Origin of the sequence: Serratia sp. CMO1, from assembly GCF_015689115.1 — a bacterium.
Lineage (GTDB): Bacteria > Pseudomonadota > Gammaproteobacteria > Enterobacterales > Enterobacteriaceae > Serratia > Serratia marcescens.
In genome coordinates this window covers 3,273,780-3,297,191 of record NZ_CP065032.1, presented here as the reverse complement: position 1 = coordinate 3,297,191, position 23,412 = coordinate 3,273,780, and the positions used below count along the sequence as shown (strand labels likewise).

At 58.9% G+C, this 23,412-nt stretch carries 20 protein-coding genes, 1 tRNA gene and 1 other RNA gene; 8 read left to right on the top strand and 14 right to left on the bottom strand.

Annotated elements, in window-relative coordinates; genetic code table 11:
- Positions 1-28 precede the first annotated feature (28 nt).
- On the bottom strand, positions 29-937 hold the full coding sequence (locus tag IT763_RS15725) for a LysR family transcriptional regulator (protein ID WP_016926961.1): 909 nt from the start codon (positions 935-937) through the stop codon (positions 29-31).
- Positions 938-1,062: 125 nt separating this feature from the next.
- Between IT763_RS15725 and IT763_RS15720 the strand changes: the two genes are divergently transcribed.
- From IT763_RS15720 to maiA, 4 genes are read left to right on the top strand one after another with little or no spacing between them, the layout of a single operon-like run.
- Complete coding sequence (locus IT763_RS15720) at positions 1,063-2,412, top strand: aromatic acid/H+ symport family MFS transporter (protein ID WP_033639827.1); 1,350 nt, start codon at positions 1,063-1,065, stop codon at positions 2,410-2,412.
- 18 nt (positions 2,413-2,430) lie between these two features.
- Positions 2,431-3,468: a gentisate 1,2-dioxygenase gene (gene gtdA, locus IT763_RS15715; protein ID WP_206194825.1), complete on the top strand. Its 1,038-nt coding sequence runs from the start codon at positions 2,431-2,433 to the stop codon at positions 3,466-3,468.
- Positions 3,469-3,483: 15 nt separating this feature from the next.
- On the top strand, positions 3,484-4,185 hold the full coding sequence (locus tag IT763_RS15710; RefSeq protein WP_206194824.1) for a fumarylacetoacetate hydrolase family protein: 702 nt from the start codon (positions 3,484-3,486) through the stop codon (positions 4,183-4,185).
- A 20-nt stretch (positions 4,186-4,205) separates the two neighbouring features.
- Complete coding sequence (maiA, locus tag IT763_RS15705) at positions 4,206-4,850, top strand: maleylacetoacetate isomerase (protein WP_197758949.1); 645 nt, start codon at positions 4,206-4,208, stop codon at positions 4,848-4,850.
- A 139-nt stretch (positions 4,851-4,989) separates the two neighbouring features.
- Here maiA and IT763_RS15700 read toward each other — a convergent pair.
- The 4 genes from IT763_RS15700 to IT763_RS15685 form a co-directional block, all read right to left on the bottom strand.
- Positions 4,990-5,118, bottom strand: a non-coding RNA gene (locus IT763_RS15700) — RtT sRNA.
- Positions 5,119-5,154: 36 nt separating this feature from the next.
- Positions 5,155-5,231: transfer RNA gene (locus tag IT763_RS15695), tRNA-Pro, on the bottom strand.
- A gap of 78 nt (positions 5,232-5,309) precedes the next feature.
- Entirely contained in the window at positions 5,310-7,091 is a 1,782-nt protein-coding gene (gene yejM, locus IT763_RS15690; RefSeq protein WP_016926966.1) for an LPS biosynthesis-modulating metalloenzyme YejM, read from the bottom strand.
- A gap of 9 nt (positions 7,092-7,100) precedes the next feature.
- Complete coding sequence (locus tag IT763_RS15685; protein WP_004935782.1) at positions 7,101-7,328, bottom strand: YejL family protein; 228 nt, start codon at positions 7,326-7,328, stop codon at positions 7,101-7,103.
- 211 nt (positions 7,329-7,539) lie between these two features.
- Here IT763_RS15685 and yejK point away from each other — a divergent pair, with 211 nt between their 5' ends.
- Positions 7,540-8,547, top strand: a complete 1,008-nt coding sequence (gene yejK / locus IT763_RS15680; RefSeq protein WP_004935779.1) for a nucleoid-associated protein YejK — start codon at positions 7,540-7,542, stop codon at positions 8,545-8,547.
- Positions 8,548-8,631: 84 nt separating this feature from the next.
- Here the strand turns inward: yejK and rplY are convergent, their stop codons facing one another.
- A complete protein-coding gene (gene rplY, locus IT763_RS15675) occupies positions 8,632-8,916 on the bottom strand; it encodes a 50S ribosomal protein L25 (protein WP_004935776.1) in 285 nt (94 codons plus the stop codon).
- Positions 8,917-9,078: 162 nt separating this feature from the next.
- Positions 9,079-10,836: a DEAD/DEAH box helicase gene (locus IT763_RS15670; protein ID WP_151254223.1), complete on the bottom strand. Its 1,758-nt coding sequence runs from the start codon at positions 10,834-10,836 to the stop codon at positions 9,079-9,081.
- Positions 10,837-11,155: 319 nt separating this feature from the next.
- On the opposite strand from IT763_RS15670, the gene rsuA reads away from it, so the two are divergent.
- The 3 genes from rsuA to IT763_RS15655 all read left to right on the top strand — a co-directional run bounded on the left by rsuA (position 11,156) and on the right by IT763_RS15655 (position 14,046).
- Positions 11,156-11,869 (top strand): 16S rRNA pseudouridine(516) synthase RsuA, encoded by a 714-nt coding sequence (gene rsuA / locus IT763_RS15665; protein ID WP_016926969.1) that lies wholly within the window; start codon positions 11,156-11,158, stop codon positions 11,867-11,869.
- Between the two features lie 41 nt (positions 11,870-11,910).
- A complete protein-coding gene (locus IT763_RS15660; RefSeq protein WP_206194823.1) occupies positions 11,911-13,107 on the top strand; it encodes a Bcr/CflA family multidrug efflux MFS transporter in 1,197 nt (398 codons plus the stop codon).
- A 594-nt stretch (positions 13,108-13,701) separates the two neighbouring features.
- Complete coding sequence (locus IT763_RS15655; protein WP_004935763.1) at positions 13,702-14,046, top strand: YejG family protein; 345 nt, start codon at positions 13,702-13,704, stop codon at positions 14,044-14,046.
- A gap of 8 nt (positions 14,047-14,054) precedes the next feature.
- Here the strand turns inward: IT763_RS15655 and yejF are convergent, their stop codons facing one another.
- The 7 genes from yejF to IT763_RS15620 all read right to left on the bottom strand — a co-directional run bounded on the left by yejF (position 14,055) and on the right by IT763_RS15620 (position 23,383).
- Complete coding sequence (gene yejF / locus IT763_RS15650) at positions 14,055-15,665, bottom strand: microcin C ABC transporter ATP-binding protein YejF (protein WP_206194822.1); 1,611 nt, start codon at positions 15,663-15,665, stop codon at positions 14,055-14,057.
- 1 nt (position 15,666) lies between these two features.
- Entirely contained in the window at positions 15,667-16,692 is a 1,026-nt protein-coding gene (locus tag IT763_RS15645; RefSeq protein ID WP_016926972.1) for an ABC transporter permease, read from the bottom strand.
- Positions 16,689-17,780, bottom strand: coding sequence for a microcin C ABC transporter permease YejB (locus tag IT763_RS15640; protein WP_164053371.1), 1,092 nt, complete (start codon positions 17,778-17,780; stop codon positions 16,689-16,691). The genes IT763_RS15645 and IT763_RS15640 overlap by 4 nt, the downstream gene beginning before the upstream one ends.
- A 9-nt stretch (positions 17,781-17,789) precedes the next feature.
- Positions 17,790-19,598 carry an extracellular solute-binding protein gene (locus IT763_RS15635; RefSeq protein WP_016926974.1) on the bottom strand — a complete coding sequence of 603 codons (1,809 nt, stop codon included), beginning with the start codon at positions 19,596-19,598 and terminating at the stop codon, positions 17,790-17,792.
- An 82-nt stretch (positions 19,599-19,680) separates the two neighbouring features.
- Positions 19,681-21,273 carry a cyclic di-GMP phosphodiesterase gene (locus IT763_RS15630; RefSeq protein ID WP_206194821.1) on the bottom strand — a complete coding sequence of 531 codons (1,593 nt, stop codon included), beginning with the start codon at positions 21,271-21,273 and terminating at the stop codon, positions 19,681-19,683.
- A 413-nt stretch (positions 21,274-21,686) separates the two neighbouring features.
- Positions 21,687-22,262 (bottom strand): bifunctional murein DD-endopeptidase/murein LD-carboxypeptidase, encoded by a 576-nt coding sequence (gene mepS / locus IT763_RS15625; protein ID WP_025303553.1) that lies wholly within the window; start codon positions 22,260-22,262, stop codon positions 21,687-21,689.
- A 410-nt stretch (positions 22,263-22,672) separates the two neighbouring features.
- Positions 22,673-23,383 carry a phosphatase PAP2 family protein gene (locus tag IT763_RS15620; RefSeq protein WP_049300473.1) on the bottom strand — a complete coding sequence of 237 codons (711 nt, stop codon included), beginning with the start codon at positions 23,381-23,383 and terminating at the stop codon, positions 22,673-22,675.
- Positions 23,384-23,412: the final 29 nt, after the last annotated feature.

Sequence of the window (23,412 nt, the reverse complement as noted above, 5' to 3'; positions counted from 1 at the left end):
AAATCTGCTGTGGCTGCAGGTGGGGGTATTAAGCCTGCGTCAGCAGCTGCAAAAAGCGGCTCAGCGCGGCAAAAGGCGGTTCGCTGTTGCGCCAGAAGACGCCCACGCTGCCTTTCTGCTCTATCTTCGGCAGATTCAGGATCGCCAACTGCCCCTGGCTGGCATAACGCTGCGCCAGCCGTAGGGAAAGAATGGAGATCATATCGCTGCTTTGCAGCAGGTTGGTACTGACGTTCATGGATGCCGATTCAACCGTGTTTTCGGGCAGCATCACGCCGTTATCCGCCAGCGCATTATCAATGCTGAGGCGGATGGGCGTGCCGGTCGGCCAGACAATCCAGCGCCAGTGGGTGAGATCGTGCCAGGTGAGGGAGGCGAATTTTGCCAGCGGATGGTGAGGGCGGGCAACAAAGCATACCGGTTCGGTGTAGAGCACTTGATAGTTGAGCGGCAGTTGCAGCGCCCGCCCGCCAACGCGGCCCACGACGACGTCCACCGCGCCCGCGAGCAGATCGTGCAGCAGCGGGGTCATCACCTTTTCCTCAATATTGAGATGCAGCGTTGGCATTTCTTGCAGCAGGCTCAATATGGCCTGCGAAACGCAGTCGGTGGCGACCGGCGAACAGCCGATTTTCAGGCTTCCCACCAGCCCGCCTTGCTTAAAGCGGGCGATTTCAGACTGCGAACGCTCCAGATCATTGATCAAACGCTGCGCATGCTGAAGCAGCAATTTTCCCCCCTCGGAGGGGCGCAGCCCTTTGCTATGCCGCTCAAACAGCGTGATCCCAATCTCATCTTCGAGCTGTGACAACCATTTTGACAGAGCGGGTTGGGAGATGTTCATCATCCGGGCAACGTGGGTCAGATTTCCCTGCTCGCCCAACGCCACCAACATTTGCAGATGGTGAAGTTTCATTTTCTGCGCCCAGTTCGCCATTTGCTATAACCCTCCGGTTATGTCTCCGCCTGAAAAGCCATTGTACATTTTATCGCTAAGGATACAAATTTGTAACATACCTAAAACAAGACAGACATCTCCCTACCCGCACCGAGGCGCTCACTATGACTCAATGGCGTGATTTACAAGCTCTGATCGATGCTGCTCCCATCGGTAAGACGCAGTGGCGCGTTATCATCTGCTGCTTTTTGGTGGTGATGCTGGATGGTTTTGACACCGCCGCCATTGGTTTCATCGCACCCGACATCCGCGCCCAGTGGCAACTGACCGCCGGTGAACTGGCGCCGCTGTTTGGCGCGGGGCTGCTGGGGTTGACAGCGGGTGCACTGCTTTGCGGCCCGCTTGCTGATCGCTTTGGCCGCAAGCGTGTCATCGAGCTTTGCGTGGCGCTGTTTGGCGCGCTGAGCCTGATTTCGGCCTTCTCCCCCGATCTGTCAACGCTGGTCGTTTTGCGTTTTCTCACCGGCCTGGGGTTGGGGGGCGCGATGCCGAACACCATCACGATGACCTCTGAATATCTGCCCGCTCGCCGACGTGGCGCGCTGGTCACGCTGATGTTCTGCGGTTTCACGCTCGGTTCAGCCCTGGGCGGGATCGTCAGCGCCCAACTGGTGCCGGTGATGGGGTGGCACGGCATTTTGGTGCTCGGTGGCGTTTTGCCGCTGATGCTCTTTGTGGTGCTGCTGTTTGCCCTGCCGGAATCCCCGCGCTGGCAGGTTCGCCGCCAACTGCCGCACAAGGTGATTGCCAAAACGGTCAGCGCCATCACCCGAGAGTGCGATGAAGAAACCCATTTTTATCTGAGCGAAGCCGCCACGGCGGCCAAAGGCAGCATCAGCCCGCTGTTTGCCGGCCGCCAGTTGCGTATCACCCTCATGCTCTGGGCGGTTTTTTTTATGAGCATGCTGATCATCTACCTGCTCTCCAGTTGGTTGCCGACGCTGCTTAACCACCGCGGTATTGATCTGCAGCATGCCTCCTGGGTGACCGCCGCTTTCCAGATGGGGGGCACGGTGGGGGCGCTGGGGCTGGGCGCGTTGATGGACAAATACAATCCCTTCCGGGTCTTGGCGGTGAGCTACGCCTTAGGCGCCGTCTGTATCGCCATGATTGGCCTGAGCGAGAACGGCCTATGGCCGATGGCGCTGGCGATCTTCGGCACCGGCATCGGCATCAGCGGTTCGCAGGTTGGGCTGAATGCCTTGACCGCCACGCTCTATCCGACGCAAAGCCGGGCGACCGGCGTCAGCTGGTCCAATGCCATTGGCCGCTGCGGCGCGATTGTCGGCTCGCTTGCCGGCGGCGTGATGATGGCGATGAATTTCTCATTCGATACGCTATTTTTCATTATTGCCGTGCCGGCGGCGATCAGTACGGTGATGTTAATGCTGCTGACGGCTGTCGTTCGCCAGTCTGCCCCAGCCCCTGATACGTTGCCTCGCGCAGCGTCGTGAATGAAAAGGAGAATCCCTATGCCTGAACGCAATCAGGATGTTAATCCCAGCCGCCAGCAGTTCTACCGGCATATTTCAGGGCAGAACCTGACCCCATTGTGGGAGTCGCTGCACCATTTGGTGCCGCCGACGCCGAATGCAAACTGCGCCCCGGCTTACTGGAACTATCAGGCGATTCGCCCGCATCTGCTGGCCAGCGGCGAGTTGATTGGCGCCAAAGAGGCGGTTCGCCGCGTGCTGGTGCTGGAAAACCCGATGCTGCGCGGACAGTCCTCCATTACCCCGACGCTGTATGCCGGATTGCAGTTGATCATGCCGGGCGAAGTCGCGCTGAGCCATCGCCATAATCAGTCGGCATTGCGGTTTATCGTCGAAGGGAAAGGGGCATTTACCGCCGTTGACGGTGAACGTACGCAAATGCATGAAGGCGACTTCATTTTGACGCCGCAGTGGCGCTGGCACGATCACGGTAATCCCGGCGAGGAGCCGGTGGTATGGCTGGACGGGCTGGATTTGCCGCTGGTGAACCTGCTGGGTTGCGGTTTCGCGGAAGACTATCTGCAAGAGCAGCAGCCCGTGACGCGCCAGGAGGGGGATTATTTACCGCGCTATGCGGCCAATATGCTGCCGCTGCGCCACCAGAAAGGCAACTCATCGCCCATTTTCAACTACCGCTACGATCGCAGCCGGGAAGCGCTGCATGACCTCACCCGCATGGGGGACGCCGACGAATGGGAAGGGTACAAGATGCGCTACGCCAACCCGGTGACCGGCGGCTACCCCATGCCCTCGATGGGCGCCTTCCTGCAGCTGCTGCCGAAAGGCTTTTCCTCACGGAAAGCGCGAACCACGGACAGCACCATTTATCACGTGGTGGAAGGGCGCGGTCAGGTCAGCATCGGCAGCGAAACCCTTCACTTTTCGGCAAAAGATATCTTCGTGGCGCCGACCTGGTTCGACGTGTCGTTCCTGGCGGACGAAGACACCGTGTTATTCAGTTTTTCGGACCGGTCGGTTCAGGAAGCCCTGGGACTGTTCCGTGAAGCACGTTATTAATTTGGGAGAGACAAAATGACGCAATACGTATTTGCACCGCAAGCCCCCGTGACGGTTCCTGTCGTGGGGAGTGATAAACAGTTTCCCGTGCGCCGTGTCTACTGCGTCGGGCGCAACTATGCCGCGCATGCCCGCGAAATGGGCTTTGACCCGGATCGTGAGCCGCCGTTTTTCTTCTGCAAGCCTGCCGATGCGGTGGTACCGGTGGCGGCCGGCGAAACGCTGGCGTTGCCGTATCCGTCGCAAACCGACAACTATCACTACGAAATCGAACTGGTGGTGGCGATTGGTAAAAGGGGGAGCGATATTCCGCTGGAAAAGGCGCATGAATACATTTGGGGATATGCCCCAGGCCTGGACATGACCCGCCGCGATCGGCAGATGGACATGCGTCAGATGGGGCGCCCATGGGAAATCGGCAAGTCGTTCGATCTTTCTGCGCCCATCGCGCCATTGCATAAAGCCGGCGACAGCGCAGACGTGAACAACGCGCCTATCTGGCTGCAGGTCAACGGCAGCGATCGCCAGCGCAGCGATATCCGCCATCTGATCTGGTCGGTGAATGAAACCATCAGCTATCTGTCCGGCTTTTTTGAGCTGCAGCCCGGCGATCTGATTTTTACCGGCACGCCGGAAGGGGTAGGCGCGGTGGTGAAAGGCGATGTGATTACCGGCAATGTAGAGGGGCTAACCCCTATCGCCGTGAAGATTGTCTGAGGCCGATTCAGAGGTGAATGATGAAGCTGTACAGTTTTTTTAATAGCTCAGCCTCCTATCGCGTGCGCATTGCGCTGGCGCTGAAAGGCCTCCATTACCAGACGGTGGGGGTCAATATTCGCATCGGGCAGCAGAATGAGCTGGCTTATCGGCGCATGAACCCGGTCGGGCTGGTGCCGACGCTGCTCACGGACGACGGCGAGTCTCTCAGCCAGTCGCTGGCGATTACCGACTGGCTGGATCGCCATTTCCCTCAGTCGCCGCTGTTGCCGGCGGCCGATCCGGCGCGCAGCCGGGTACTGGAAATCGTCTATGTCATTGCCTGTGATATTCACCCGGTCAATAACTTACGGGTGTTACGCTACCTGAGTGAAGAGCTGAAGGTGGGCGATGAAGAGAAAAAACGCTGGTATGCGCACTGGATCCGCCAAGGGCTGAGCGCCGTAGAACAGCTGTTGCTCCAGAGGCCGCCAGGACCCTTCTGCGTTGGCGATACCCCGACGTTGGCGGATTGCTGCCTGATCCCTCAGTGGGCGAATGCCCTGCGGATGGGGTGCGATCTGAGCGGGTATCCGCGCTGTAAGGCGGTTTACGACGCCTGTACTCAGCTCCCGGCGTTCATCGCCGCGGCGCCCGAAAACCAACAAGACAAAATTTCAACCTGAGCTTGATAAGGCGAAAGGCCGTCGCGAAAGCGAGGCGCGCAATGATCGTTGGGGGAGACAGTGGCGCACCGGCTGCGCCCTCATCCTCTCGACGTGCAGACGAAAAAAAACCTGCTGTTACAGCAGGTTTTCTTAAATTTGGTCGGCATGAGAGGATTATGCGCATCTTCGATGCTTGCCCTGCGGGCCGTTGCTAAAGCAACGTGGTCTCACTACGTTCGGCTCAAACCTCCTTCGGAGATTCTCATCCTCTCGACGTGCAGACGAAAAAAAAACCTGCTGTTACAGCAGGTTTTCTTAAATTTGGTCGGCATGAGAGGATTCGAACCTCCGACCCCCGACACCCCATGACGGTGCGCTACCAGGCTGCGCTACATGCCGACGCTATGAAAAATCATACTACCGATTCCCGATGTTAATGCAAGCGCCTCGCCACTTGATTGCTTTAGTTTTAAGCAGTTAGTTGGCGATAAAGCGTTTTACATCGGTCAACACCTGCAACAGCAGAGCAAGCTGCGGTTTCTCGTCCTTTATCTCTTCGCCGTTCTGATCGTAGACGCGATAGTTACCGCTGTTGTCCAGCATCAGCGTTTGTGTCGGCGTGGTTATCACCAGCTGGTTGCCATCGCCGGTGGCGATCCAGTTGTTGCGGCGCTGGGCGGTGAACAGATCCTCGCCTTGCGAATAGTCTTTCGGCGCGGTTTTCACGTGCAACAGGCGTTGCATCAAGGTGCGCATGACGTCGTTATGGCCGGTCAGCTTGCTGATGGTCTGCGCCGGGGTGCCCGGCCAGTGGATCACCAACGGCACCTGTAGCTGCGCCTGGTTGAAGGCGGTGCCGGCGCCCCATTGGCCTTTGCCGCTGTCGTTGAACTCGACGCCGTGCTCGGCGGTGATTACCACCACGGTTTTATCCAGCAGGCCGCGCTGTTTCAGCGTGTCCAGCACCTGGGCTATCTGGGTATCCACATCTTGTGCGCCGGCGCGATAGCGCCGAATAAAGTCGGCCGGGACCGGTTTTTTGTCGCCTTCGGTCGGCTCGGCGCCGCTGAAGTTGATATAGGAGAACCACGGCTCTTTGCTACCCTGGTCTGCCAGCCAACGCTGCCATTGCTGGGTGGTCTGGGCGTCGCTTTGCGGCGCCGGCGTCGGCAGCGAGAAGTCGGTCAACAGGGCCTGGCGGTACAGGCTGGCATTGAAGCCATCGGAGGAGAACAGCCCCAGCTGGTAGCCCCGATCGCCGAGCGCATTGATCAGTGCTGACGGCTTGCGGCCGGCGAGCACGCTGTCCAGATAGGTCGGGGAAATACCGTAGAACAGGCCGAACAGCCCGGTATCGGCATGGTTGCCCGAACTGTAATGATCGCTGAAACGCACGTTTTCCTGGGCGAAGCGGGTCAGGGTTGGCATGTCCTGCGCCACGTCTTTGGCGCGAATGCCGTCCACTACGATCATCAGCAGGTTATAGCCGCTGCCTTTATCGCCGTAGCTGAGATCGCTGAGCGGATACTCCACCGACACCGCTTCCGGGTTGCCCTGTTGCACCAGACGGCGCTCATACTCTTGCTGGTCGAGCAGGCCGTGTTTTTCGAGGAACTTGCGCGCGGTCATCGGGTACGAGAGCGGCAGGTTGGCCCGCTGCATGGTGATCGGGCGATAGAAGTTGGCGTCGGCCCAGATATAAATCAGGTGCGACGCGAAAAAGGCGCTGATAAACAGCGCCGCCAGCGGCTTGCCGAAGCGGCGGCGGTTCAGGCTGCGCAGCTTCTGCCAGCTCCAGGTGCCGAACAGCATCTCCACCAGGAAGATCACCGGCACGCAGATAAACATCAGCTGCCAGTCACGCGACAGTTCGCTTTGATCCGGGTTGACCACCAGATCCCACACCACCGGATTGAGGTGCAGGTGGAAATGGGAGAACACTTCGCTGTCGACCAGCAACAGCGTGAGCCCGATGGTGGCCAGCGCGGCGGAAATAAATCGCAGCAGCCGCTGCGACATCACCACGAAGGTGAGCGGGAAGATCACCAGCAAATAGCCGGCGAACACGATAAAGCTGAAATGCCCCAGCAGGCTGACAAAGGCGTAGACCCGGCCCAGCAGGGATGCGGGCCAGTCGGTGACAAACAGGTAGCGGCTGCCCAGCCCAAGGGCGAGCAGGATGTTGAATAAGGCGAACCAGTGCCCCCAGCTGATCATCTGGGAGACTTTTTCACGATAACGCTGACGGTTTGTCACCATAAGTCAATATTAATGTGCTTTATCTTCACGGACAGAAGCCTGCAGGGCTTCCGCGAACGATCTTGCCAGGGTTTTCCGCTGCGCGGGGGCAACGCTGGTGTTGATCAAATTAGTGACCATGTTGCCCAGCACCATCAGGGAAAGATCGGTGGGGGTATGGTGTTTTTCCAGAACATTGACCAGCTCTGAGAGCAGTTGTTCAACGTGTTCGTCACTGTAACGGGATGATTGTGGCATAAAATTGCGCTTAGTAATCTGCAAAGTGCCCTATCTTACCGTATAGGGCAGTGATTTTCCGCTCTTTTATCACTTCCTGTCATTTGGGGAAGGGGGCGCCCGTGGCGGGGCTGCTCCTCGCAGCGCCTTTCCGGTTTGCCGCGGCTTTTTAGTATTGCAGGGCGGGGTCTTCAGTGTTTGAATACGCGCCTAAAGAACAGGAGGATTTATCATGAGTCTGGATATCGACCAGATCGCTCTGCACCAATTGGTGAAACGCGACGAGCAAACGCTGGACGTGGTGTTGCGCGATACCTTGCTTCCCACCAACGCGGCGGTGGAAGAAATGATGACGGAACTGCATCGCGTCTACAGCGCCAAGAGCAAGGCCTTGGGCCTGTTCAACGAAGGCAGCGAGCTGGCGGAAGCGCTGCGCACTTGCCGCAAGGACGATAAGGACTTTCTGGCCTTCAGCCGCGCGGCGACCGGCCGCCTGCGCGACGAACTGGCGAAGTATCCGTTTGCCGAAGGCGGCGTGGTGCTGTTCGGCCAATACCGTTATCTGGCGGTGGAGTACTTGCTGATCGCGGTGCTGAACAGCCGTAACAGCATGCGCGTCAACGAAGAGCTGGATATCAACACCACGCACTATCTGGACATCAACAACGCCGATATCGTCGCGCGCATCGATCTGACCGAATGGGAAACCAACCCGGAATCGACCCGCTATCTGACCTTCCTGCGCGGGCGCGTAGGCCGCAAGGTCGCCGACTTCTTCATGGATTTCCTGGCGGCGTCCGAAGGGTTGGACACCAAGGCGCAAAACCGTGGGCTGCTTCAGGCGGTGGACGACTACTGCGCCGATGCGCAGTTGGACAAGAACGAGCGCCAGTCGGTGCGCCAACAGGTGTACAGCTACTGCAACGAACAGCTGCAGGCGGGCGAAGAGATTGAACTGCAGGCCCTGTCGCAGGAGCTGTCGCCGGTCGGCGAGAAAGACTTCATGCAGTTCTCCAGCGAGCAAGGGTATGAGTTGGAGGAAAGCTTCCCGGCGGATCGCGGCACGCTGCGCCAGCTGACCAAATTTGCCGGCAGCGGCGGCGGCATCAGCCTGAATTTCGACGCCATGCTGCTGGGCGAGCGCATTTTCTGGGATGCGGCCACCGACACGCTGACCATCAGAGGCACGCCGCCGAACCTGCGCGATCAGCTGCAACGCCGGACCGGCAGCGGCAAGTAAGCGTGCCGAATCGCAGACAATAAAAAACGCCGCAATTGCGGCGTTCTTTATTTCGGCGTCCCGAAAGGTTCGAAAACGTAGCGATTAAACGCGAACGAAGTCGATGTGAGCCAGTTTTGGCTTGAACGGGTGACGCTGTACAGCCTGAACCTTAACTTTGGTTTCTTTACCGTCGATAACCAGAGTTACTGCTTCGCTGTAGAATTCTGGTTTAGCTTCCATGTTCTTAACAGAATCATGGTCCAATTCGATGGAAACTGCAGCTTCTTTGCCACCGTAAACGATAGCTGGGAATTTGTTTGCTGCACGCAGGCGGCGGCTCGCACCTTTACCCTGGTCTTTACGTACTTCTGCATTGATAGTGAACATTGTTTTTTCTCTTAAAAGAAAATTTACCCTGCTACAGGCGACCCAAGTAGCAAGTTCGGAATTCCGCTTTAACGCTGGGCAGGCCCAGGTAAAGCGCGCGGCATTTTAACGGAAAGCCGCCCGCAGGGCAACGAAAACCTGCCCAGATTGAGGGCCGTTCGCTCAGGCCAACTGATTGGCGCGGCGGAAACGGCCTTGATAATCGAACACTTTCTCGCGCACCTGCCAAAACTGGCCGCGTTTGCGCGCCACCACGAAATCCGGATGGCGCAGCGCCTGCTGTTGCGCCAGCACGTCGGCGGCGGTGTGCCAGGCGAACGGCACGCCCGGCGCGCGCTGGTGCGGGCGCAGGAACAGCATCTCGAACGCTTTGCGCTGCGCCGGCGTCTGCAGGCGGAAACGCTCGCTGGTGCTGGTGCCGTCCTCGTCGTAATAGGTGGCCTTCAGCCATTCGCCCTTGTCATCGCGGCCGCTCTGCAGCTCCATGCCGCCGCAGCGCAGCACCAGCGCGTCTTTCAGTTTCAGCGCCGCCTTCAGCATGTCGTCGGGATCGACCAGCACCTCCTGACACTGATGGCAGCGGCGTGCGGCGATGTCGTTCTCCGCGCCGCAGTGCGGGCAGCTCTTGAACCGGAAGCGGTAATCGCACTGTTCGCGGTGGCCGTCGTCGTCTTCCAGCCACCCCTGGCAGCGGCGGCCGTAGTGCTCGATAATGTCGCCGTTCTCGGTGCACTTGCCCCAGAACAGATTGGCGAAGCCGCAGGCCGGGCAGAACACCTGCACCGGCTGGCTGTCGCCGTGCGGCTTGCTGACGCCGACCTCCGGCGTAAACAGATCGTGCGGGTTGCCGGCGTAGTCGAGGATCAGACAATCTTCCTTGCCGGGCGCCAGCCGCAGCCCGCGGCCGACGATCTGCTGATACAGACTGACGGACTCGGTCGGGCGGAGGATCGCGATCAGATCGACGTGCGGCGCGTCGAAACCGGTGGTCAATACCGCGACGTTGACCAGATAGCGCAGCCGCTGCTGTTTGAACGCCTCGATCAGCGCATCGCGCTCGGCGGGTGGCGTTTCGGCGCTGACCAGCGCGGCTTCGCCGTTCGGCAGCAGGCCGTGGATCTCGTGGGCGTGTTCGACGGTGGCGGCGAAGATCATCACGCCTTTGCGATCCTCTGCGTATTCCACAATCTGGCTGATGATGTGCGGCGTGACGCGGTTTTGCCGCTTCAGCTCGCGGTTCAGATCCGTTTCGCTGAACAGGCCGTTGCTTCTGGCCTCCAGCCGGCTGAAATCGTACTGCACAATCGGCATGTCCAGCCGCTCAGGCGGCACCAGGAAGCCGTTCTTAATCATATAGCGCAGCGGCAGCTCATAGATGCAGTCGCGAAACAGGCTGGCGCCGTCGCCACGGGTGAAACCGTGGTAGTGATACTGGTAAATCCAGCCCTTGCCCAGACGATAGGGCGTGGCGGTCAACCCCAGCAGCCGCAGCTGCGGGTTGGTTTTCTGCAAATGCTGGATGATTTGTTGGTACTGGCTGCCGTCGTCATCGCTGATGCGGTGGCATTCATCGACGATCAGCAGCGAAAAGGCGCCGTCGAACAGCGGCAGGTTGCGCGCCACCGACTGCACGCTGCCGAACACCACTTTGCCGGCGCTCTCTTTTTGTTGCAGGCCGGCGGCGAAGATGTCCGCCTCCAGGCCGTAGGCGCAGTATTTGGCGTGGTTTTGCGCCACCAGTTCCTTGACGTGCGCCAACACCAGCACCCGCCCACGGGCGCGCTTCGCCAGTTCGGCGATCACCAGGCTTTTGCCGGCGCCGGTCGGCAGCACGATCAGCGCCGGTTCGGGACGCTGCCGGAAATGGTTGATGGTGGCTTCGACCGCTTCCAGTTGGTAGGGGCGTAGGGTAAAGGCCATAAAATGAACGCCGTAGAGTGGAATGGGCCGCCGGGTACAGATCTTGTCGCCTCCGTTCCCACAGAAATAGCGACATTTTACGCCCCGGGCGGCCGAAAAATTTCTACTATTATGCCTTCTGCGCACGCGCGGTGCGAGAAGCGTGAAAATTACCTCTGTCGGGCAACGCGTAGTGTCGCTATACTTGTGTGACAGCAATCGCTGTTCCCCCACGCGATTTCCCCCCTGAACCTGCTATTTGCACCCGGTGCAACGGCGGGCGTCATATTTTGGCAATACGATCAATGCGATCATAACAACGACAGGCAAAGCAGATCCCATGCGATTGGACAAGTTTTTATCTCAGCAGTTAGGCATCAGCCGTGCGCTGGTCGCGCGCGAACTTCGGGCTAAACGCGTCACCGTGGACGGTGAGGTGGTGAAGAGCGGGGCGATTAAACTGACCCCGGAGCAAGAAGTGGCGTTCGACGGCAATCCGCTGCAGCAGCAGAACGGCCCGCGCTATTTCATGCTCAACAAACCGCAGGGCTACGTCTGCTCTACCGACGATCCCGATCATCCGACGGTGCTGTATTTCCTCGATGAGCCGGTCGCGTACAAGCTGCACGCCGCCGGGCGGCTGGATATCGACACCACCGGGCTGGTGCTGATGACCGACGACGGTCAATGGTCGCACCGCGTCACGTCGCCGCGCCACCACTGCGAGAAAACCTATTTGGTCACGCTGGAGCACCCGTTGGCGGAAGACACTGCGCAGCGTTTCGCTGAAGGGGTGCAACTGCACAACGAGAAAGATCTGACGCGGCCGGCGACGCTGGAGCAGGTCGACGAGCACGTGGTGCGCCTGACCATCAGCGAAGGGCGCTATCACCAGGTGAAGCGGATGTTCGCCGCCGTCGGCAACCGGGTGATCGCGTTGCACCGCGAGCGCATCGGCGCCATCGCGCTGGATGACGATCTGGCGCCGGGCGAATACCGCCCATTGACGGAAGAAGAGATCGCCAGCGTGGGCGCGCCGCACCTGCAGGACTGATAACCGATCATTGATTGCGGCCGATTAAGGAGTCGTGGAACGTGCAACAGAACCGAACCTCTCATCTCGGTTTGATTTTCATTCTGGGCCTGTTGTCCATGTTGATGCCGTTGGCCATCGACATGTACCTGCCCAGCATGCCGGTGATCGCCGCCCAGTTTGGCGTCGAGTCCGGCAGCGTGCAGATGACGCTCAGCGCCTATATGCTCGGCTTCGCCTTCGGGCAGCTGTTCTATGGGCCGATGTCGGACAGCATCGGCCGCAAGCCGGTGATCCTGTGGGGAACGCTGATCTTCGCCATCGCCGGCTGCGCCTGTTCCATGGCGCAGTCTATCGATCAGTTGATCGGGCTGCGTTTCCTGCACGGTTTGGCGGCGGCGGCCGCCAGCGTGGTGATCAACGCCCTGATGCGCGATATGTTCACCAAGGATGAGTTCTCGCGCATGATGTCGTTCGTCATTCTGGTGATGACCATTGCGCCGCTGCTGGCGCCGATGATCGGCGGTGCGCTGTTGCTGTGGTTCAGCTGGCACGCCATCTTCTGGACCATGGGCGCCGCGGCGCTGATCGGTTCGCTGCTGGTAGCCTTGTTCATCAAGGAGACGTTGCCGAAAGAGCGGCGACAACGGTTCCACCTGCGCACCACGCTGGGCAACTTCGGTTCGCTGTTCCGCCATAAGCGGGTGCTGAGTTATATGTTGGCCAGCGCCTTCTCGTTTGCGGGCATGTTCTCGTTCCTCAGTGCCGGGCCGTTCGTCTACATCGAACTGAACCACGTTTCGCCGCAGCATTTCGGTTACTATTTTGCGCTGAACATCGTCTTCCTGTTCCTGACGACGCTGATCAACAGCCGCAACGTGCGGCGCTTCGGTGCGGTCAAGATGTTCAAGCTGGGGCTGCTGGTACAGCTGGCGATGGGGCTGTGGCTGATGGCGGTGAGCACCGTGGGCCTGGGATTCTGGGCGCTGGTGATCGGCGTTGCGGTCTATCTGGGGTGCATCGCGATGATCTCCTCCAACGCCATGGCGGTGATCCTGGATGATTTTCCGCATATGGCGGGCACCGCTTCTTCCCTGGCCGGCACGTTGCGCTTCAGCATCGGTGCGCTGGTGGGGGCGGTGCTGTCGATGGCGCCGGGCAAAAGCGCTTGGCCAATGGTCACCTCGATGGCGCTGTGCAGCATCGTGGCGGTGCTGTTCTATGTTTACGCCAGCCGGCCGCGCGATCGCGCAGCCTGATGTTCTCCCGATGCGGGGCGTGTCGCTCCGCATCGTCACGGGGTTGCGCCCTGCCATTTCAGGGGGCAACCGGCAATGAAAAATCTGTTGCTAAATATACGCAAGCTAATTAATTGGCCGTTTTCCCATCTGTGTGCTTTTTGTTAAAAAAATCCGCCAGCGTGCCGCCCAATATTCCCCGAGTAGCGCGGCGCGCTGTTGGCTGAGCCGCGCGGGGGGTTTGTATTAGGGTTGATGTAAATCAAGGTATTAGCAACAGTGCCTGCGCTAACGTGACGGGTAAGATGTTTCTTCATTGTAAAAATATGGCGACGAAAAAGTAGTCGCATTGCAAGAAAAAAGAGTTGAGATCGCTGCGGGAAAGGGTTACATATAACGCAAAAATGCGAGCTGAGTCGCAAAATGCCGTGAAATAACACCGCACGGCGCGCCAAAAAGTGGCACGGCATCGGCAAGCACGGGGTCAGGTTAATGGCTTGCGGCAAAATTTACATTTAAATAACATTTGTGCGCAGCAGAGTCGGGAGTCAACGGCTATAACTTAGTAACCCTGTCAGGTAAAAGTGTTTCACCTTTTCAAACTAGGGATTTCATGTGGAGAGTATCCAACTTTCGGTAGTGCATCGCTTGCCGCAAAGTTATCGTTGGCTATCCGGTTTCACCGGCGTGAAGGTCGAACCGATTCCGTTTAACGGAATAGACGAAGATAACAACCTGATTGGGCTGAAGTTGCTCAGCCATGAAGGAGCCGAGGCCTGGCAGGTCATGCAACAGCTCAATCTGTCGTTGCAGGAGATTCAGGTCGACTGTGCGATCGTCGAATGGGAAGGGGAACCTTGCCTGTTCGTGCAGCGCAGCGACGAGAGCGCCACCATGTGCCGCCTGAAAAACGTCGGTGCCGCGATCGCCGAACCGCTCAGCGCGCAATACCCCTTCTGAATTCGCCGCTAATCCGCCAACTGCAGCAGTTGACGGGTATAGTCGGCCGCGGGCGCCGCGAAAATCGCCCGGCAGTCTCCCTGTTCAACCACTTCCCCCTGTCGCAGTACGATGACCTGGTGACATAGCGAACGCACCACCTGCAGGTCATGGCTGATGAACAGATATGCCAACCGATGGCGTTGCTGCAGCGATTTCAGCAGCGTCAGGATCTGCGCCTGCACCGATTTATCCAGTGAAGAGGTCGGCTCGTCGAGGATCAGCAGCTGCGGCTGCAGGATCAGCGCGCGCGCGATGGCGATGCGCTGGCGTTGGCCGCCGGAGAACTCGGTGGGATAGCGGTGGCGAAGCTGCGGATCCAGGCCGACTTCCCGCAACACCTCGATCACGCGTTGTTCCCGCTGCTCGGGGCTAAGTCGCTGGTGCACCTCCAGCCCCTCGGCGATGATCTGCTGCACGCTCAGGCGCGGATTCAGTGCGGAATAAGGATCCTGGAAGACGATTTGCATTCGGCTGCGGTAGGGCAGCATCTGTTTCATCGTGAGCGGGTGCAGCGGTTCGCCGTCGAACCAGATGGCGCCCTGCGAGGCCAGCAGACGCAATAGCGCAAGCCCGGTGGTGCTTTTACCCGAGCCGGATTCTCCTACCAGCCCGACGCTTTCCCCGGCGCGCAGCTCGAAACTCAATGATTTCAATGCATAATGATAATCCACCGTGCGGCGCAGCAGGCCACGCCGAATGGGGAAGCGCACCTGCAGATCTTCCACCTTGAGCAGCGGCCGCTCGTCACCGGAGCGCGCGTTGGCCGCGGCAGACAACGGCAGCGGCTCACCGACGTCTTCGGCGGCCAGCAGCTGCTGCGTGTAGGGATGCTGCGGCCGGCTGAACAGCTGCGCGCGGCCGTTTTGCTCTACGCAGCGCCCCTGGCGCATCACCGCCACGTTGTCCGCCAGGCGGCGCACGATATTCAGATTATGGGTGATGAACAGCAACCCCATGCCCATCTCTTGCTTCAGCTCTTGCAGCAGCGTCAGGATCTGCGCCTGGATAGTCACGTCGAGCGCGGTGGTGGGCTCGTCGGCGATCAGCAGTTTCGGGCGGGTCAACACCGCCATGGCGATCATCACCCGCTGGCGTTCGCCGCCGGACAGCTGATGCGGGTAATCCTGCAGCCGGCTCTTGGCCTGACGGATGCCGACGCGCTCCAGGCATTCGACGATCTCTGCGCGCGCGGCTTCGCGCCGCAGGCCGCGGTGCAGCATCAGCACTTCCGCCAGTTGCTTCTCGATGGTGTGCAGCGGATTGAGCGACACCATCGGTTCCTGAAAGATCATCGCGATCTGATTGCCGCGCACCTTGCGCAGTGCCGCTTCCGGCGCATGCAACAACGACTCGCCGTTGAACAGAATATCGCCGGCAGGGTAAACCACCGGCGGCGCGGGCAGCAGACGCAGTATCGACAGGGCGGTGACGCTTTTGCCGGAGCCGGATTCCCCTACCAGCGCCAGCGTTTCCGCCGGCGCTATTTGCAGCGAGAGTTCGTTGACCACCGGCGTGACGGTGTCGCCCTGGCGGAAGGCGATGCTGAGATCCTGAATAGCGAGCAAAGGAGTGGCCATATCAATGCGCCTTGCTGGGGTCAAAGGCGTCGCGCACCGCTTCGCCGATAAAGATTAATAACGACAGCAGCACTGCCAATACCAGGAAGGCGGTGATGCCGAGCCACGGCGCCTGCAGATTGTTTTTGCCTTGCAGCAGCAATTCGCCGAGCGACGGCGAGCCTATCGGCAGACCGAAACCGAGGAAATCGAGCGACGTCAGGGTGGTGATCGAGCCGCAGAGGATAAACGGCAGGAAGGTCAGCGTCGCCACCATGGCGTTGGGCAGCATATGGCGGGACATGATTACCCGATCCGGCACGCCCATGGCGCGCGCGGCGCGGATATAGTCAAAATTGCGGGTGCGCAGGAATTCGGCGCGCACCACGCCCACCAGGCTCATCCAGCCGAACAGGATGGTGATGCCGAGCAGCCACCAGAAATTGGGCTGGACGATGCTCGACAGCAGAATGATCAGAAACAGCGTCGGCATGCCCGACCACACTTCGATAAAGCGTTGCCCCCACAGATCGAAACGCCCGCCGTAATACCCCTGCGTCGCGCCGACGCACACGCCGATCAGGCTGGAAAACAGCGTCAGCGCCAGGCCGAAAAGCATCGAAATGCGAAAACCGTACAGCACCCGGGCCAGCACGTCGCCGCCGTTGCTGTCGGTGCCCAGCAGGTTGTGCCGCGAAGGCGGCGAAGGGAAGGGCACCTCGGTGGCGAAGTTGATGGTGTCGTAACTGAAGCGGATCGGTGCCCAGACCGCCCAGCCGTGCCGTTCGATCTGCCGCTGCACGAACGGATCCTGATAGTCGGCTTCGGTATTCAGTTCGCCGCCGAAGGTGGTTTCGCTGTAGCTAATCATAAACGGCAGGTACAACCGGCCTTCATAACGCACCAACAGCGGTTTGTCGTTGGCGATCAGATCGGCGGCCAGGCTCAGGGTGAATAGCACCAAAAAGATCCACAGCGACCAGTAGCCGCGGCGGTTGCGGCGAAAACGCGCCCAGCGCGCCTGGTTGATCGGGCTAAGGCGGCTCATTGGCGGGCCTCGAAGTCAATGCGCGGATCGACCAGGGTGTAGGTGATATCGCTGAGGATATTCAACAGCAGGCCGATCAGGGTGAAGATATACAGCGTGCCGAACATCACCGGGTAGTCGCGCTGCAGCGTGGCGTCGTAACCCAGCAGCCCCAGGCCGTTGAGCGAGAACATCACCTCAATCAGCAGTGAGCCGGTGAAGAACATGCTGATAAAGGTGGCTGGAAAACCGGCGATCACCAGCAGCATGGCGTTGCGGAACACGTGGCGGTACAAGATTTTTTTCTCGTCCAGCCCTTTGGCACGGGCGGTGATGACGTACTGTTTGCGGATCTCGTCGAGGAACGCGTTTTTGGTCAGCATGGTCAGGGTGGCGAAGCCGCCGATCACCGTCGCCAGCACCGGCAGGGTGATATGCCACAGATAGTCGGCGATCTTCGCCGGCCATGAGAGGGTGTCGAAGTTGCTCGATACCAGGCCGCGCAGCGGGAACCAGTCCAGGTAGCTGCCGCCGGCGAACAGCACGATCATCAGAATGGCGAACAGAAAAGCCGGAATGGCGTAGCCGATGATAATCAGCGTGCTGCTCCAGGTATCGAACGCGCTGCCGTTGTGGACGGCCTTGCGGATGCCGAGCGGGATCGACACCAGATAGATGATCAGCGTGCTCCAGAGGCCCAACGTGATGGAGACCGGCAGGCTCTGGCCGATCAGCTGCATCACCGAAGCGCCGCGAAACAGGCTGTCGCCGAAGTCGAAGCGCATATAGTTCCACAGCATGGTGAAGTAGCGCTCGTGCAGCGGTTTGTCGAAACCGTAACGTTGGGTGATCTCGGCGATCACCTCCGGATCCAGGCCGCGCGAACCGCGATATTGGCCGTCGCCAGCCGCGATGCCCGTCCGGGCGTGGCCCAGGCCTTCGCCGACACCGCCGCTGCCAAACCCGCTGCCGTGCCCGAGCTCGATGGCGGCGATGGCCTGATCGACCGGACCGCCGGGGGCGATTTGCACGATAAAAAAGTTGATGGTGATGATCGCCCACAGCGTGGGGATCACCAATAACAGTCTGCGTATCAGATAGGCCGCCATTCCGACTCCTTATTGCCGCTGAGCCGGTAAGCGCGCCGCCTTGTTGACGTCGTACCACCAGTTGTCGAAGCCGATCGCATAGGCCGGGCGAATCGACGGCGTGGAGAATTTGTCCCAATAGGCGTAGCGGTCGTGGTTGGAGTACCACATCGGCAGCATGTAGTTGTTCCAGGTCAGCACCCGGTCCAGCGCGCGGCCGAGCGGCAAGAGGGCTTTTTCGTCGCCCTGATGGGCGGCGATTTGCCTGACCAGGCTGTCGACCGCCGGATCTTTGACGCCGGGGGTGTTATAGCTGGAATCAATGTACTGCGAATCCCACAGAATTTGCAGATCGGCGCTGGGGAACGGCATCGCCATATACACCGTCGACATCATGTCGAAATCGCGCTCGCGCATGCGGCGGGTGTACTGAGAGGCGTCAATCTCGCGGATTTGCATATCGATGCCCAACCGTTGCAGGTTGTGGCGGAACGGCAGCACGTACTGGAAGTTGCTGCCGCTCAGCAACATCAGTTCAAAGGTGAACGGCTGGCCGGTTTTGGCGTTGACCAGCTTTTGATTTTTGACCACCCAACCGGCTTCTTTCAGCAGTTGGGTCGCCTTCAGCAGGTTTTGTCGATCGTTGCCGCTACCGTCGGAGGAGGGCGGTTGGTAGATGCTGGTAAATACCTCCGGCGGTATCTGGCCCTTGAGCGGTGCCAGCAAGGCCAGTTCAGCGGCGTCCGGGTAGCCGCGGGCGGCGTAGGCGGTGTTTTGGAAATAGCTGTCGGCGCGCTGATAGGCGTTGTAATACAGCGCCTTGTTCATCCAGTTAAAATCGAAAGCCAGGCCGATCGCTTCCCGTATCCGACGATCGGCGAACAGCGGTTTTTGCAGATTGAACGCCAGCCAGCGGGTATTCTGCGCCGCCTGGTTGGTCTCGTCTTGCTTGATGATGTAGTTGCGCGCGAAGTTGCCGCCCTGATATTGGGTGGCCCAGCTTTTGGGCGACGGCTCGATGCGGAAATCGTAAGCGCCGGCCTTGAAGGCTTCCAGCGATACCTTATCGTCCAGGTAATAATCGTAACGAATGCTGTCGAAGTTGTAGCGGCCGCGGTTCACCGGCAGATTGGCGGCCCAGTAGTCGCGCACCCGCTGATAGATGATGTACTGGCCGAGGCGGTAATCGCCGATTTTATACGGGCCGCTGGCGAGCGGCGGGGTGCTGAGCGGTTCGTTGAGCTTATGGTTTTTCCAGAAGCTTTCCGGCAATACGCGCAGGCTGAGCAGACTGAGGATTTGCTCACGGTTCGCCTTAGGCAGCTCGATGCGCACCGTCAGCCGGGAAATGGCCTTGACCGTGACGCCTTTGTAATAGGAGCGAAACTGCGGCACGCCTTCGGCCATGAATTTATTGAAGGTAAAGGCCACGTCGGCGGCGGTGATCGGGCTGCCGTCCTGGAAGCGGGCGCGGGCGTTGATATCCAATTCCATCCAGCGCATGTCGGCCGGGAAACGGGCCGATTCGGCAATCAGCGGGTAATAGCTGCCGGGTTCGTCGTCGGAGTTGGTGAACAGCGTATCGTACAGCTCCATCGTGCGCTCGCCGGGCACGCCGCGGGTAGCGAAGCGGTTGAAGTTGTCGTAGGTGCCGATGGCCGCCAGCCGCACGTCGCCGCCCTTGGGCGCCGCCGGGTTGACGTAGTCGAAATGGCTGAAGTCGGTGGCGTATTTCGGTTCACCGAGAAGGGCGAAAGCGTAGCTTTCGTTGAGGGCTTCGGCCCGCAGACCGAAGCTCAGTGCCGAGAGCACCAGAGCAGCGAAAATGCGCACGGACATCAGACGGTAAGCTCCTGCTGTGGAATAAAGTACAGCCTGCGCCCAGCATAACATTCTTCGGGCGGGCGCAGGGTAAAGATGCTTAAAGATTAACTATTTTTTCCTGATAATCAAAGACCTGATGAGCATTGCAGTAAGCGACGAAATCATCGATGCTCAGCGGCTTGCTGAAGTAGTACCCCTGCATGAAGTTGACGCCGTGCTCTTGCAGGAACTGCATCTGCTCGGCGGTTTCCACGCCCTCGGCCACTGTCAGCATTTTCAGCTTTTTCGCCAGCGAGATCACCGCATCCAGCACCGGCGCGGTGACCGTATCCTGGCCGATGGTGTTGACGAAGCCACGGTCAATCTTCAGATAATCCATGGTGAAGCGCTCAAGATAGATCAACGCGCTGTGCCCGGTGCCAAAATCGTCCACTGCGATCTCGATGCCCTGTTTGTGCAGCCAGTCAAACTCCGCCAGCGCGCTCTCTTCTTCCACCATGCCGCGTTCGGTGATTTCAAACACCAGCGTAAAGTAATCGCCCGGCAGCTGCGTCAACAGTTCATACACGTCCTGGTGGAACGACGGCGCGCTGAGGTGGGCGGGGGAAATGTTGAGGCCAACTTTACCTCCCCGTGGCAGCGCTTTGGCGAGCTGTGGCACATCTTCGGCGATCAGCCTGAACAGGTGGCGGGTAAGCGGCACGATCAGCCCGTTGCTTTCGGCGTAGGGGATAAAGACATCGGGCGGAATACGGCCCTCGATCGGATGCTGCCAGCGGATCAGCGCTTCCAGCCCGCCGATGCTGTTGCTGTCGGTGTGGAACACCGGCTGGTATTCGATAAAGAACTCGTTGCGCTTGATGCCACGCAGCAGCGCGCGTTCCGGGCTTTGCCGCAGCAGCAGCATGTAGTAGCAGAGTACGCCGGTCATCAATGACAGCACCAAGCTGCCCAGCAGCGTCAGGCGAATGTCGTTGGGGGTCAGTTTCTCGTTGTAGAACAGGATGGTCAGCGGCAGATTGGGCAGCGTCAGGTTATCCGCCTTGCCCTTCGGCAGCTGATTGACCGGCATCAGGTTCGGGCTGAAAGTGGTCAGCGCGCGGTTGCCCATCACGATGGCGATGCCCGGCGCCTGTTCGTCGTGCGAGGTGAACAGCAGGTAGGGCATCAGATCGATGTCCAGCGTAGCGAGGATGCCGGTGGCCTTTTCGCCGGGATGCCGCAGCCAAACCGCAACCGCCGGTTTGTTTGGCACCATCGGCGTACCCTGCTGCAGCTTGAGATCCAGAGGCAGATCCCAGTCGATATCCTGGTAGATATTTTTCATCGGCAACATCATGTCGCCCGTGGCGGAGGAGCAATAGGCGTAACCGTCCTTCACCAACAGGAAGGTGCGCACGCCGCTGGTAAAGGCCGCCTGGTAGGTAATGTCCGACTGGCTGGAGAGGCAAGGCTTGTCCAGCAGCGGCATCATTTGCCGCATCACCGCCGTCAGATGCGAGATATAACCCAGCGTGAACTTTTGCGTGCGCGCTTCGACCTTATGTTGATATTGCGTGCGCTGGTGATTGATCAAAGAAAGCGTGACCGCGGTGAATAGCGTAAAAAATACCAGGGCGGCGACACCGCTTTTGGCCAGGCTGCGTTGTCGGTGAGACACGCTGCGGGCGAAAGCTCTTTTCAAGCCCATAACCGAGCCCTCTGCAACAGGGCGTCAGGCGTGTCACGCAGCCAGTTAATGGATTGTGCCAGCGGCTTTTTTTTCATTTTTGCCTTTTTATCCCGTACCAACCGGCGGCGCCGTTTAAATATGCGGCGTCGCCGACAGAAATATCATGCGCATAATATCAGCGGAAACGTTTTAAATAACGCCGGGGCGCCGTTGCCGTCATCTGACGATAATAGGCGAGTTTTTCCTCGACGGCGCGATTTCCTGCCAACAGTTTATCAAAATAACGACGTGCGGCAGTGTTAAGTGGGGAACGGTGACGATAAGGCAGGGATCAATCTTGATGATACCCGTTCGACAGCCCAAAAAAAACGCCGCCCGTGGGCGGCGCTTATCGCTCGTTTGGTATTCAGGATCTTCAGGGCGTTGCGCCGTCAGCCGTTGGTCAGCACCCGGCGCGCTTCTCGATAACGTTTATTCCAATAGTTATCGGTCAGCTTGGAAATCATGACCCCACTGCTGGTGGAGGCGTGAACGAACTGATCGTTGCCTAAATAGATGCCGACATGGCGCCCGGTAGAACCGGCGCGGAACAGCACCAAATCGCCGGCGCGCAGCTTGGTGCGCTGGATTTTCTTGCCGAGATCTTCCTGTTCATAGGTTGAACGCGGTAAATCCATGCCGAACTGTTCGCGGAAGGTGCGCTGCACAAACGCCGAGCAATCGATGCCGCGCTTGGTGTCACCGCCTAAGCGGTAGCGAACGCCTTTCCAGTCCGCGTACTGATCCATAATCTTTGACTTGACGTCAACGTTGCGGACCATCGCTTCGAATTCATCCTGAGAGGCTTGCAGTAAAAGACCGTCTTTGTCATTAACTGCACGCATCTCAGTTTGTGCGTTATTCAAGTTCGAAGTGTGAGTCGAGCTGCACGCTGACAGCATAACCGCAGCGGCAATTGCAGGGACTACCCGCAAAAAATATCTCAGAAACGGTTGAGATTTGACCATTGTTGTTGTTTTCCCTTGAAGTCCTTAACGACGAAAGTCGCTACCTGAAAAATGCCAAACGAAACGAGCCTAGTCCGCACCTGTTGCATCGACAACCAGTTACCGTTGAAAACGTGCGAGAACGCACATTTTTATCGGATTTCATACTGATTCGACTTAAACCAGGCACAAACGCATCTGAGATTACCGGAACCAATAGGGGATTGCGAGCCTTTTTCCCGTCTTTTTTATATGAATTTGTGATGTAACATAATGTAAATCTTCATATAAAAAACGCCAATTGTCCGATGTATGAATCTGGCGTGAAATCAGGTTGCAAAAGCGTTAACGAACGGCGGGGAAATTTTTGCGCGCGGCGAGGGGGAGAGGACGGGAGGCGGGCGCCTCCCGGAATGAGTCATAGACACAAATTATGGTTGGCCGGGGCGGTGCTTGCCGGGCAACAGGCGATTCAACCGATCGACGATCCAGTCGCTGCAAGGCGTCATCAGCACCCAGCTGGCGCCAACCAGCACTACGGACAATGAGCCGACGGCGATATCGGTAAACCAGTGGGCGCCAATCATCACGCGCGGCAATGAGAAGACCACCGTAATCAGCAGGGCGACGGCGAAGGCGCCGCGGCCGAAATAGCGCAGCATAAAGCAGGAAAAAATAATCAGCATCATGCCGTGGTCGCCGGGGAAGCTGTCGCCAGAAGCGTCCTTGGTGGGGATGCCGGTCAGCTCGCTGACGCGATGGATATTGTCAAAGGTCAGGGTGGGGCTTGGATGTTTCACCGGCAGCAGGTGGCCAAGCTGGTTCAGCACCACGGCGGTCAGCAGCATCACCACGCCGGTGATCACCAGGCGGCGGCGGCCGGCGGCGTCCTGCTTCAGATAAAAGTACAGATACAGCAGCCCCATGGCGAGCAGCGAGATCGCGTCGAACGCGCGGTTGTTGGTGATGGCGACCAGATGCAAAAACGCCGGGTCGGTGGCCAGATGGCGGTTAAAGAAGAAGAAGATCGCCGAATCCAGGGTAAACCAGCCGCCGTGATTGGCCGGCAGGAACCAGGACAGAAACAGCGCAACGCCCAGTAAATTGAAGAAGAGAATGAAGGGTAAATTGCGGCGTGTCATGACATAACCTGTTGGAAAAATGAAAACGA

Excerpts from the sequence above, each read along its gene's own strand:
- IT763_RS15645 (WP_016926972.1), bottom strand. The coding sequence starts at position 16,692 with ATGAGCCGCCTTAGCCCGATCAACCAGGCGCGCTGGGCGCGTTTTCGC.
- IT763_RS15635 (WP_016926974.1), bottom strand. The coding sequence starts at position 19,598 with ATGTCCGTGCGCATTTTCGCTGCTCTGGTGCTCTCGGCACTGAGCTTC.
- IT763_RS15710 (WP_206194824.1), top strand. The coding sequence starts at position 3,484 with ATGACGCAATACGTATTTGCACCGCAAGCCCCCGTGACGGTTCCTGTC.
- IT763_RS15685 (WP_004935782.1), bottom strand. The coding sequence starts at position 7,328 with ATGCCACAATCATCCCGTTACAGTGACGAACACGTTGAACAACTGCTC.
- IT763_RS15725 (WP_016926961.1), bottom strand. The coding sequence starts at position 937 with ATGGCGAACTGGGCGCAGAAAATGAAACTTCACCATCTGCAAATGTTG.
- yejM (WP_016926966.1), bottom strand. The coding sequence starts at position 7,091 with ATGGTGACAAACCGTCAGCGTTATCGTGAAAAAGTCTCCCAGATGATC.
- mepS (WP_025303553.1), bottom strand. The coding sequence starts at position 22,262 with ATGGTCAAATCTCAACCGTTTCTGAGATATTTTTTGCGGGTAGTCCCT.
- rplY (WP_004935776.1), bottom strand. The coding sequence starts at position 8,916 with ATGTTCACTATCAATGCAGAAGTACGTAAAGACCAGGGTAAAGGTGCG.
- IT763_RS15620 (WP_049300473.1), bottom strand. The coding sequence starts at position 23,383 with ATGACACGCCGCAATTTACCCTTCATTCTCTTCTTCAATTTACTGGGC.
- IT763_RS15630 (WP_206194821.1), bottom strand. The coding sequence starts at position 21,273 with ATGGGCTTGAAAAGAGCTTTCGCCCGCAGCGTGTCTCACCGACAACGC.
- gtdA (WP_206194825.1), top strand. The coding sequence starts at position 2,431 with ATGCCTGAACGCAATCAGGATGTTAATCCCAGCCGCCAGCAGTTCTAC.
- maiA (WP_197758949.1), top strand. The coding sequence starts at position 4,206 with ATGAAGCTGTACAGTTTTTTTAATAGCTCAGCCTCCTATCGCGTGCGC.
- IT763_RS15640 (WP_164053371.1), bottom strand. The coding sequence starts at position 17,780 with ATGGCGGCCTATCTGATACGCAGACTGTTATTGGTGATCCCCACGCTG.
- rsuA (WP_016926969.1), top strand. The coding sequence starts at position 11,156 with ATGCGATTGGACAAGTTTTTATCTCAGCAGTTAGGCATCAGCCGTGCG.
- yejF (WP_206194822.1), bottom strand. The coding sequence starts at position 15,665 with ATGGCCACTCCTTTGCTCGCTATTCAGGATCTCAGCATCGCCTTCCGC.
- IT763_RS15670 (WP_151254223.1), bottom strand. The coding sequence starts at position 10,836 with ATGGCCTTTACCCTACGCCCCTACCAACTGGAAGCGGTCGAAGCCACC.
- yejK (WP_004935779.1), top strand. The coding sequence starts at position 7,540 with ATGAGTCTGGATATCGACCAGATCGCTCTGCACCAATTGGTGAAACGC.
- IT763_RS15720 (WP_033639827.1), top strand. The coding sequence starts at position 1,063 with ATGACTCAATGGCGTGATTTACAAGCTCTGATCGATGCTGCTCCCATC.